The following is a 10,107-nucleotide window of genomic DNA, read 5'->3' as shown; positions in this document are numbered from 1 at the left end:
CCCGGCCGGCCCACCAGCGCAGATGGCGCGGCGCGAAGACGCGTGCGAGGGCCTCCGTACAGAGCCGAGACGGTTCATATCCCAAATCGCGCCACTCCCGCGAAGCACCCGTAGATCCATTCGCAGCGAGAGCGGCAACGTCGAGTCCGTGAAGATCACGGAGCCGGGGACCCACCAGAAGTCCCGGGGTGAATCGGCACATCCCCTGTGCCGTAGGGCGACTTCCACGCCCGAACCCGTCAGCTAACCCGGTAGGCGTACTGGAAGTAAGGAGCAGAACCTTGTCCGCGAGTCCGCCCTGATCTGAATACCGGCCGTCACCGCTACCCCTAGCCGATGACGGCAGACGTGTCTCTTTGTTCGAGCCGCCCGCGTGAGCGGGCGACCCGCTGAATCCGCACCTAGCGGAGCCGGGGACCCACCAGAAGTCCCGGGGTGAATCGGCACATCCCCTGTGCCGTAGGGCAGCTTCCACGCCCGAACCCGTCAGCTAACCCGGTAAGCGGCATGGAAGCCGAAGGAGTACCCCCCGTGTCCCCTCGACACGCCAAACCCCGCTTCACCTTTGATCGCAAGACCCTCGCCGGCGTCATCGCCGGCACCGCCGCCGCCGGCGCGGCCGCGTTCACCGTGGCCTCCGCAGGGCCGGCGCTGTCCGCGCAGCTTCCCAGCGGGGCGCACCACGTCGCCCAGATACCCAATCCCAGTACGGGTAAGGCGCTCGAAGCCGCTGCCCTGCGCGACGACCCGCACACCCAGCTGCGCGCCCTCGCCGCACCGAAGCAGGTGCAGAAGAAGCTGCCCTCGGCCACGGACGTCCTCAAGCTCGCCGTCTCCCAGGTCGGCACCACCGAGAACGCGGCCGGCGGCACCAAGTTCAACCAGTGGTTCATGTCCTCGCCGTTCGCCAAGGCAGGCGTCGCGCGCGACGGCGGGTCCATCGGCGACTACGCCAACGCCAACTGGTGCGACATGTTCGTCTCGTGGGCCGGCTCCCAAGCCGGCGTCAAGGGGATCGGCGGCGACGCGTTCACCCCGACCCACGCCAAGTGGTTCATCTCTCAGGGCCGCTGGGGCAACGTTCCCAAGCCCGGAGCCGTCGTCTTCTTCTCCTGGAACGGCAGCGGTGTCGACGCCATCGACCACGTCGGCCTGGTCATCAAGGACAACCACGACGGCACCATCCAGACCGTCGAGGGCAACACGGACAACGCCGTGAAGGTCCGGACCCGGAACACCTCCTCTGTCGTGGGTTACGGCTATCCGGAGTACGCCCAGTAATCGCCCGTGTCGGCGCGTGCCGCGTCGCCGCCGAGCGACGTGGCCCGCGCCGACCTCCCCTTCCCGGGCGGTCCCACGCATCCCCCCTGTCATCGCCCCGGGATTCCCCCATCCCGCAGTTCCCCCATGCCCCCCGAAAGGAATCCCATGATCAGGTTCTCGACGAAGGCCATCGCCACCGCGGCCGCCGGAGTCACCCTGGCCAGCGCCGGCGTGACCACCGCCCTCGCCTACGGATCCGCTCCGGAGTCGGCATCTTCGGCACAGAGCGCCGCCGCGCCCTCCACCGCGCAGGCGTCCAAGCAGGCGCCGCAGACCGAGAAGCGCGTCACCGCGGAGAACAAGGACCGGCTGTTCGTAAGCGTCAAGAAGGACATCAAGAAGGACGCCAAGAAGGCGGCCCTGCCCGGCGGCGTCTCGACCGCCACGTCCTTCTGGGACCCGTCGACGGCCTCCGGCAAGCCGATGTCGTACCACACGCTCGCCAGCCCGTACTGGCCGCTCGGCACCAAGGTGAAGATCACCTACAACGGCAAGAGCGCGATCGGCGTCGTTGAGGACTTCGGCCCGGCCGAGTGGGCGGTCGCGCAGCACAACCCGCCGGCGCTCATCGACCTGTCGGAGAAGATGATGCAGGACCTCTCCGGCACCGCGTCGAACTCGGTCACGATCAAGTTCCAGGTCCTGGAACTGGGCAAGGGCGGCGTGTACCGCCACTCGGGCACCGGTTACGACACGGCCACCGGCAAGGCGTAACCCACCCCCCTCGACACCGGCACGGCGTCACCCGCTCCCCCCCTCGCCTGCCGGTCCGAACGGCGCGGGATCCCCTCACTTGAGGAGATCCCGCGCCTTTCTGTCGTTCCCGACGGCCCTGTCCCTTCCGGCGGCTCGATCCTCGCCGACGGTCTTTCTCGACGGCCGCCCTTGCCCTGAAGGAATGAACTACGGTTCAATTCTTACGTGCCGTACCGCCGTACGCCCCGTGTCGAGGCCCGGCTCAGCGCCTCCCGGGACCGCATCCGCGCCGCCGCGCTGGCGGTCGTCGCCGAGCACGGCTACGCCGGCTGCTCGATCGCGGCCGTCGCCCGGCGAGCGGGGGTCGCGACCGGCAGCGTCTACCGGCACTTCCCGGCAAAGGCCGACCTGGTCGCGGAGGTCTTCCGGGTGGCCTCCCAGCGCGAGGTCGACGCCTTCGCGCGCGCCGCGTCGCTGGAGGGCTCGGCGGCGGAGGGCATCGCGGCGGTGATCGAGACGTTCGCGGGCCGAGCCCTGCGGGCCCCGCGGATCGCGTACGCGCTCCTCGCCGAGCCGGTGGATCCCGCCGTCGACGCCGAGCGCCTGGTCTTCCGCCGGGCGTACGCCGCCGTCCTCGCCGGGCTCATCGGACGCGGCATCGCCGCCGGCGAGCTCCCCGAGCAGAACGTCGAGGTCAGCGCCGCGGCGCTCGTCGGGGCCATCGGCGAGGCCCTCGTCGGCCCCCTCGCGGTCGGCGCCGGCAGTTCCACCGAGCCATATCCGGTCGGCGACGCGGACGTACGGCCGCGTGCCGCCGGCCGCACGGACGCGCAGGCGCATCCTCCCGGCGAGGCGGACGCGCAGGCCGGCTTGATGGCTCATCTCATCACCTTCGCCCAGCGCAGCATCGGAGCGGTCGATGACGACACATGAGGTCTTCAACCAGGTCCCCCCGCTCGTCGGCCATGACGTGGCCGACGACCCCGCCCTCCTGGACGGGCTCTTCCGCGAAGGCGGCGGCTGGGCGGCCGAGGCCGTCCACGAGCTCGGCCGGCTGGGGGGCACGGAGCAGGCGCGCGAGTGGGGCCGCCTCGCCAACGAGCACCCGCCGGTGCTGCGCACCCACGACCGGTACGGCCATCGCGTCGACGAGGTCGAGTTCCACCCCGCCTGGCATGACCTCATGCGCGTCGCGGTGGGCCACGGCCTGCACGCCCGGGCGTGGACCGAACGCTCCGGTGCGCACGTCGCCCGCGCCGCGAAGTTCTACGTCTGGCGGGTGGACGCCGGGCACGGCTGTCCCATCTCGATGACCTACGCCGCCGTACCGGCGCTGCGCCACGCGTCCGAGCTGGCCCGGCAGTACGAACCGCTGCTGACGTCCGGCACGTACGACTTCGGCCTGCGTCCACCGCTGGAGAAGCAGGGCATCCTCGCCGGAATGTCGATGACGGAGAAGCAGGGCGGCTCCGACGTAAGGGCCAACACGACGCGTGCCGTACCCCGGCCCGACGGCACGTACCTGCTGACCGGCCACAAGTGGTTCACCAGCGCGCCGATGTGCGACGTGTTCCTCGTCCTCGCGCAGGCCCCGGAGGGCCTCACCTGTTTCCTGCTGCCCCGGGTGCTGCCCGACGGCACGCGCAACGGCCTTCGCCTGCAGCGGCTCAAGGACAAACTGGGAAACCGGTCGAACGCGTCCGCCGAGGTGGAGTACGAGGACGCGGTCGCCTGGCGCGTCGGCGACGAGGGGCGCGGCGTCCGCACGATCATCGAGATGGTCAACATGACCCGGCTCGACTGCGTCATCAGCGCGGCCGCCGGAATGCGCGAAGGCCTCGCCCAGGCGACCCACCACGCCGCGCACCGTCAGGTGTTCGGCCGGTACCTCATCGACCAGCCGCTGATGCGCAACGTCCTCACGGACCTGGCGGTCGAGTCGGAGGCCGCGACCGTCCTCATGCTCCGCCTGGCCGGGGCCACCGACCGCGGCGAGACCGCGTTCAAGCGGCTCGGCCTCGCCGTCGGCAAGTACTGGGTCTGCAAGCGCTGGCCCGCCCACGCCGCGGAGGCGCTCGAGTGCCTCGGCGGCAACGGCTACGTCGAGGACTCCGGCATGCCGCGGCTGTTCCGCGAGTCGCCCCTCAACTCGATCTGGGAGGGGTCCGGGAACGTCGCCGCCCTCGACGTGCTGCGGGCGATGGTCAAGGAGCCGGAGACGGTGGAGGCGTTCTTCACCGAGATCGACCTCGCCTCGGGCGCCGACGCGCGGCTGGACGCCGCCACCGCCGAGGTCAAGGACTCGCTCACCGACGTGGCGACGATCGAGCCGCGCGCCCGGCGGGTCGTCGAGCGCCTCGCCCTGGTGCTGCAGGGCTCCCTGCTGGTCCGGCACGGCCACCCGGCGGTCGCCGACGCCTTCTGCGCCTCCCGCCTCGGCGGAGATTGGGGACACTGCTACGGCACACTGCCGCCCGGTACCGACTTCGGCGCCATCATCGAACGAGCACGCCCCAAGATCGGCTGAAGCCTGGGAATCAGTTCGTGCTCGGATCAGGCGGGGTGACCGCGAGCCGGACGTCGGTGACGTTGTCGAACCCGGGTTTCACCGGCTGAGCCCCCGCTCAACCCGGCGCCTCGGCGTCGGCCACGGCAGGGCGGTCGTCGGGCCCGTCGGTGGTCCAGCCGGCGGCCCAGCGCAATGCGCCGAGCAGGTGCTCGCGGAAGTCCGGCTCCGCGAAGGCTTCCGCGGCGTGGCCCAGCGCCGTGTAGAAGCTACGGCCGGCGCCGTACTCACGGCACCAGACGAGCGGGTGGTGTGGTCCCATGCGACCGCCGCGGTAGGTGTGCTCGTCGATCGTCGCCAGCACTCGCACCTGTGCGGGCCCGTCGCGGAAGTCGTACCACTCGTCGGTGCGGTGCCAACGTTCCGGCAGGTGGGCGGTTGCCGGGTGCGTCCGGTCGAGGACCCTCACCAGGCCCGGTTGCATCTCCGGATGCCCGTCGAAGCGGGCGCCGAGGAGCGTGCCGTATTCGGGCCAGTCGTACTCGGTGCAGGTGGCCGAATGGACTCCCAGGAATCCGCCGCCCTCGGCGACGTACGTCCGCAGTACCTCTCGTCCCGCCGGTTCCAGGACGTCTCCGCTCGTGGAGAGGAAGACGACCGCGTCCCAGGATGGCTGCTCCGTGGTGAACGCCGCGGGGTCCTCGGTTGCGTGCACGGAGAAGCGGTGTCGCGCGCCCAGCTCGCGGAAGGCCGCGACGCCCGCGGGGATGGAGTCGTGCCGGTAGGCCGTCGTCCGGGTGTACACGAGGATGCTTCGGCCGGCCATGAGCCCTCCGTACACGATAGAAAACGTTTTCTAAATCATGGTACGACCTGACGGAAGCCTCGACAACAAGCCGCCCCACCCCTCTTGCCTTATCCGTGACTGGTCCCTACATTCGACAGCAATCGTTTTCTATATCCCGCCTACAGACCCCCGCTATCAGGCGAGCCGCGACCACCTTCACCGGCCGGCGTCCACGCGCTCAGAGCCGAGGAAACCGACCATGCCCCAGCCATGTCGGCCGTCCCGAACCCGCAAGGATCCCTTCGCGCGAAAACAAGGAGCAGCCCGTTGACGTCCTCCCCCGCCTGATGGCGGGGGATTCCAACCCGGTCCCTACCCGGAGGTGAGAGCAGGTTGAGGTTCGCGGTTCACGGCCCCGCCCAGTGGCTGGAGGGCTCCCCGCGCTGTCACCGTCCGTCCGACGGCGATGTCTCTGATGTTCTTGGCCGCGTTCACATCCGCGTGATCGGTATGCCCGCAGGCGCGACAGCGAAAGACCGTTTGGCTCTCACGGTTCTCCGCAGCGCAGTGCCCACAGGCATGACAGATCTGGGACGTGTACGCGGGGTCGACCTTTTCCACCCGACCCGGCGCCTTCTGCTCCAAGCGCCTCACCAAAAGACCCCACCCGGCCGCGTGGATGGAGCGGTTGAGCCCGGCCTTGGCCCGCACGTTGCTGCCCGGCGCGGCGATGGCGCCGCGCGCGGACCGCACCATGTTCTTGATCTTCAGGTCCTCGACCCGGATCAGGTCGAAATCGGCGGCGAGGCGGGTGGAGGTCTTTTCGGCCCAGTCCTTGCGCCGGTCGGTCTGGCGGGCTTTGATCCGGGCGATCGCGGTCTTGATCCCCGCGCGGCGGTTCGAGCCGGGCTTTGCGCGCGCCAACCGGCGCTGCAAACGCAGCAGCCGTTCAGCCTCGGTCTCACACAGGCCGGGCACGGACAGTCGCTCGCCGGTGGACAGCGCTGCGGAGACCGCCACACCGCGGTCCACGCCGACGACCTGTCCGGCGCCGGGCCCGTTGATCGGTGGCGGGATCATGGCGAACGCGACATGCCAGCGGCCCGCCTGGTCCCGGTTCACCCTGAAGGACTTGGCGTCCACAGGGAGTTGGCGGGACCAGCGGAACCGGACCCAGCCCACCTTGGGGACCCAGACCTCACCGACCTTGCGGGACAGGCGCCGCACGTCCCAGTGCCGACCGCGCTGCCCGACGATCCGGAACCCCTCGTGCACCCCCGCCTTACGCCAGGTCGGCCGCCGGTGCGTGCCGACGAAGAAGCCCGCCATGGCCTGGGCGAAGTCACGCAACGCCTGCTGCTGCACCGTCTGGGAACCCGCCGCCAGCCAGTCGAACTCCTTCCTGGCGTCGGTCAACTGGCGGGACTGCTCGCCATAGCCCGGCGCGCTCGCCCGGCCCGGCCGCCAGTGTTGATGCTGCTCGACCGCGAGGTTCCACACATATCGGGCGTGGGAGCAGTGCTCCAGCAGCGCCTGCTCTTGAGCGGGCGTGGGCGCAAGCCGAAACCGCATGCCCGAACGCTAACCACCACCACCGACAATCTGAGGAGGGAGCGGCGTTTCGTCCCCGGCCTGAAGGCCGGGGTCTCCACGCCGCGAAGCAGATGAACTCGATCAGGAGGCGTCTTCCCGTGGCCGTGGCGGCCTTCGCCGCCGGCAGCCTGCTCACGGCCTGCGGCACGTCCGGTTCGAAGGCGTCCGGCCCGGCCACCCTGGCCTACTGGGGCTGGGACCAAGGCCAGGCGGCCGCCGTGAAGGCGTTCAACGCCGGCCACAAGGACGTGCAGATCAAGTACACGAAGATCACGGACGCCACGGCGCCGCAGCAGCTGACCAACGCGTTCAAGGCCGGCAACGCCCCCTGCCTGATGCAGAGCACCGCCGAGTACGTCACGACCTTCGTCTCGCAGGGCATGCTGGCCGACATCAGCACGTGGATCGCCCCGCACAAGGCAGAGTTCAACGCGGGCGCCTACGCCGGGACGCTCGTCCAGGACAAGGTGTACGGCGTCGCCACGAGTTCCTCGCCCGCCTTCACCATCTACCGCACCGACGTCTTCCAGAAGTACGGGCTCAAGCCGCCGGCCACCTGGGACGATGTGATCGCCGCCGGCAAGACGCTGAAGGCCCACGGCATCAAGATCACCAACTACGCCGGCGAGGACCCCAGCACCCTGGAGACGCTCGCGATGCAGGCGGGTGCCCACTGGTACGGCATCGACGGCGACAAGTGGAAGGTGAACTTCCAGGATCCCGCCACCCTCAAGGCCGCCGCGGTGATCCAGCAGATCATCGACGACGGCCTCAACTCCAGCCTGTCCTTCTCCGACTACGCCGCCGTCCAGCGCAACTACGACAACGGCGGAACGGTCACCCGCCAGATCTCCACCTGGCAGATGGCCGGCATGGTGAAGAACTTCACCAAGTCCCTGGGGCGGTGGGCGATCGCGCCCTGGCCCACCTTCACGGGCGAAGCTCCCCGTACCCCGGCCGGGACGAACAAGAGCGGCGGGCTGAACGTCGTCACCTCGCACTGCAAGTACCGCGCGCAGGCCGCGCAGGCGGCACTGTGGCTGTCGACCGACCCCGGCGCGGTGAAGATCATGGCCGACCCGAAGACGGGTGACGGTCTCATGCCCGCGGTGGCCGACGCTTCGCCCTTCATCGACAACGCGCTCCCCAAGACGTTGCTGGGCGGGAGCTACGACGCCTCGAAGAAGGTGGTCACCGGCAGCTTCCCGCTCGTCGCCACGGACTGGACGTTCGGGCCGGACTGGACCGCGATGTACACCGAGATGGCCACCGGCTGGGCGAAGGTGATGACCAAGCAGCAGAAGGTCACCGATCTGCTGGCCCACATGCAGCAGTGGACGGTGACCGACCTGAAGTCCCGTGGCATCAGCGTCGAAGGCTGAGGCGGCATGGTACGCGCGCAGCGTTGGAAGGGCGCCGGGTTCACGGCGCCCTTCCTGCTCGGCTTCGTCTTCCTGTACGTGGTCCCGATCGGCTACGCGATCGAACGCAGCCTGTTCACCGTCCGCCAGTCCGGGCTGGGGCTGAGCGGCGGCACGACGCGGTTCGCGGGCCTGCACAACTACCGGCGCGGGCTGTCCGACGCGACGTTCCTCGGCGCGGTGGGGCGAGTCTTCCTCTTCGCCTGCGTGCAGATTCCCCTGATGCTCGCCATCAGCCTGCTGCTCGCTCTGCTCCTCGACCACCTGGCCGGCCGTGTCGCCAACCGGTTCCGGATCGCGCTGCTGGTGCCGTACATGATCCCGGGCGTGGTCGCGGCGATCGTCTGGGTCAACCTCTACAGCCCGGACGTCGGCCCGCTCACCGCGCTCGGCAAGGCCTTCGGCTGGTCGTGGAACTTCTTCGCCCCGAGCATGGTCTGGCCCGCCATCGGCAACCTGCTCACCTGGCACGGCATCGGCTACAACATGCTGATCATCTACGCGGCGCTGCAGAGCGTGCCGCGCGAACTGTTCGACGCCGCCCGCGTCGACGGAGCGTCCGAACTGCGGATCGCGCTGCGCATCAAGGTGCCGTACGTCCGCGGGGCCCTGGTGCTCACCGGCATGATCTCCATCATCGGCATGCTGCAGATCTTCAACGAGCCGATGCTGTTCCGGCACGTCACCCCGCAGACCGTCACCGACAGCTTCACCCCGATCATGGTCATCTACAACCAGGCGTTCAACGCCGGAAACTACAACTACGCCGCCGCCCTGTCGGTGCTGCTGGCCGTCCTGCTGGGCGCCGCGTCGTACGTCTTCTACCGGCTCACGACCCGGGAGGGCTCATGACAGCGGTGTCCGCCGACACCCCGAAGGCCGAGCCGCGCCCCACGGTCCGGCGGCGTACCCGTCCCGACAACGTGAGCCCGGCGGCCCGCCGCGCCGGTCACCGTTTCGTCCTGATCGGGCTGGTCCTGTTCGCCCTGTACAGCCTGTTCCCCGTCTACTGGCTGCTGGTGGCCGCCACCAAGGATCAGGCGGGCCTCTACCAGACGAACGGGCTGTGGTTCTCGGGCATGCACCTGTGGCAGAACGTCCGTCAGGTGTTCGGCTACGACCACGGCATCTTCTGGCGCTGGATCGCCAACTCGTTCCTGTACGCCGGGGTCGGATCCCTCGGCGGCACGCTGGTCGCGCTCGCCGCCGGCTACGGACTGGCCCGGTTCGACTTTCCCGGTCGCAAGGTCGTCTTCGCCTGCGTCGTGGGCTCGTTCCTGGTCCCCACCGCGCTGCTCACGCTCCCGCTGTACCTGTTCTTCTCCTCCCTGGGGCTGGTGGACACCCCCTGGGGGATGCTGATCCCGTGCCTGATCAACCCGTTCAGCGTCTATCTCGCCAAGGTCTACACCGAGGCGGCGGTCCCGTACGAGCTGCTCGAGGCCGCCCGCCTGGACGGCGCGGGAGAGCTACGGATCTTCGCCGGCATCGTGCTGCGGCTGATGACCACCGGCGGCGCCACCGTGTTCCTGCTCGCCTTCGTGAACACCTGGAACAGCTTCTTCCTGCCGCTGACCGTGCTACGCAGCGAGAACAACTGGACGCTCGCCCTGGGCCTGTACAACTGGAGCGGCAAGCGCGCCGAGACGGGCGTCGACCTCACCAGCCTGGTCCTCACCGGATGCCTGCTGTCCATCGTCCCGATGGCCGTGATGATGGTGGCGATGCGCCGCTACTGGCGCTCCGGCGTGACGTTGGGCAGCCTGAAGTGACCGCGCGGC

9 protein-coding genes and 2 riboswitches are annotated in these 10,107 nt (G+C 69.5%); of the genes, 7 read left to right on the top strand and 2 right to left on the bottom strand.

Annotation, left to right across the window (positions count from 1 at the left end; genetic code table 11):
* Positions 1-128: 128 nt before the first annotated feature.
* Positions 129-272: riboswitch (cyclic di-AMP (ydaO/yuaA leader) on the top strand.
* A gap of 105 nt (positions 273-377) precedes the next feature.
* Positions 378-519: riboswitch (cyclic di-AMP (ydaO/yuaA leader) on the top strand.
* Positions 520-531: 12 nt separating this feature from the next.
* The 4 genes from ACYVF7_RS17860 (at position 532) to ACYVF7_RS17845 (ending at position 4,546) form a co-directional block, all read left to right on the top strand.
* Positions 532-1,281 carry a CHAP domain-containing protein gene (locus ACYVF7_RS17860; protein ID WP_460341357.1) on the top strand — a complete coding sequence of 250 codons (750 nt, stop codon included), beginning with the start codon at positions 532-534 and terminating at the stop codon, positions 1,279-1,281.
* A gap of 147 nt (positions 1,282-1,428) precedes the next feature.
* A complete protein-coding gene (locus ACYVF7_RS17855; RefSeq protein WP_460341354.1) occupies positions 1,429-2,037 on the top strand; it encodes an RlpA-like double-psi beta-barrel domain-containing protein in 609 nt (202 codons plus the stop codon).
* A gap of 207 nt (positions 2,038-2,244) precedes the next feature.
* Complete coding sequence (locus ACYVF7_RS17850) at positions 2,245-2,952, top strand: TetR/AcrR family transcriptional regulator (protein WP_460341351.1); 708 nt, start codon at positions 2,245-2,247, stop codon at positions 2,950-2,952.
* Positions 2,939-4,546: an acyl-CoA dehydrogenase family protein gene (locus ACYVF7_RS17845; RefSeq protein WP_460341349.1), complete on the top strand. Its 1,608-nt coding sequence runs from the start codon at positions 2,939-2,941 to the stop codon at positions 4,544-4,546. Before ACYVF7_RS17850 ends, ACYVF7_RS17845 begins: the two co-directional genes overlap by 14 nt.
* Positions 4,547-4,643: 97 nt before the next feature.
* Here the strand turns inward: ACYVF7_RS17845 and ACYVF7_RS17840 are convergent, their stop codons facing one another.
* Positions 4,644-5,351, bottom strand: a complete 708-nt coding sequence (locus tag ACYVF7_RS17840; RefSeq protein ID WP_460341346.1) for a ThuA domain-containing protein — start codon at positions 5,349-5,351, stop codon at positions 4,644-4,646.
* 333 nt (positions 5,352-5,684) lie between these two features.
* The gene (locus ACYVF7_RS17835; protein ID WP_460341344.1) at positions 5,685-6,884 is read right to left on the bottom strand and encodes an RNA-guided endonuclease InsQ/TnpB family protein; all 1,200 of its coding nucleotides are present in this window, start codon (positions 6,882-6,884) and stop codon (positions 5,685-5,687) included.
* Between the two features lie 119 nt (positions 6,885-7,003).
* Here ACYVF7_RS17835 and ACYVF7_RS17830 point away from each other — a divergent pair, with 119 nt between their 5' ends.
* The 3 genes from ACYVF7_RS17830 to ACYVF7_RS17820 are packed head-to-tail and all read left to right on the top strand — an operon-like array spanning position 7,004 to position 10,098.
* Positions 7,004-8,287: an ABC transporter substrate-binding protein gene (locus ACYVF7_RS17830; RefSeq protein WP_460341341.1), complete on the top strand. Its 1,284-nt coding sequence runs from the start codon at positions 7,004-7,006 to the stop codon at positions 8,285-8,287.
* A gap of 6 nt (positions 8,288-8,293) precedes the next feature.
* Positions 8,294-9,178: a carbohydrate ABC transporter permease gene (locus ACYVF7_RS17825; RefSeq protein ID WP_460341338.1), complete on the top strand. Its 885-nt coding sequence runs from the start codon at positions 8,294-8,296 to the stop codon at positions 9,176-9,178.
* Complete coding sequence (locus tag ACYVF7_RS17820) at positions 9,175-10,098, top strand: carbohydrate ABC transporter permease (protein ID WP_460341335.1); 924 nt, start codon at positions 9,175-9,177, stop codon at positions 10,096-10,098. Before ACYVF7_RS17825 ends, ACYVF7_RS17820 begins: the two co-directional genes overlap by 4 nt.
* Positions 10,099-10,107 lie beyond the last annotated feature (9 nt).

Source organism: Actinoallomurus acanthiterrae (assembly GCF_054775715.1).
This window is presented reverse-complemented; position numbering and strand designations above follow the sequence as displayed.

Bases quoted from the DNA above. Each gene is read 5' to 3' on its own strand.
- ACYVF7_RS17845 (WP_460341349.1), top strand. From the start codon at position 2,939: ATGACGACACATGAGGTCTTCAACCAGGTCCCCCCGCTCGTCGGCCAT.
- ACYVF7_RS17820 (WP_460341335.1), top strand. From the start codon at position 9,175: ATGACAGCGGTGTCCGCCGACACCCCGAAGGCCGAGCCGCGCCCCACG.
- ACYVF7_RS17855 (WP_460341354.1), top strand. From the start codon at position 1,429: ATGATCAGGTTCTCGACGAAGGCCATCGCCACCGCGGCCGCCGGAGTC.
- ACYVF7_RS17840 (WP_460341346.1), bottom strand. From the start codon at position 5,351: ATGGCCGGCCGAAGCATCCTCGTGTACACCCGGACGACGGCCTACCGG.
- ACYVF7_RS17835 (WP_460341344.1), bottom strand. From the start codon at position 6,884: ATGCGGTTTCGGCTTGCGCCCACGCCCGCTCAAGAGCAGGCGCTGCTG.
- ACYVF7_RS17825 (WP_460341338.1), top strand. From the start codon at position 8,294: ATGGTACGCGCGCAGCGTTGGAAGGGCGCCGGGTTCACGGCGCCCTTC.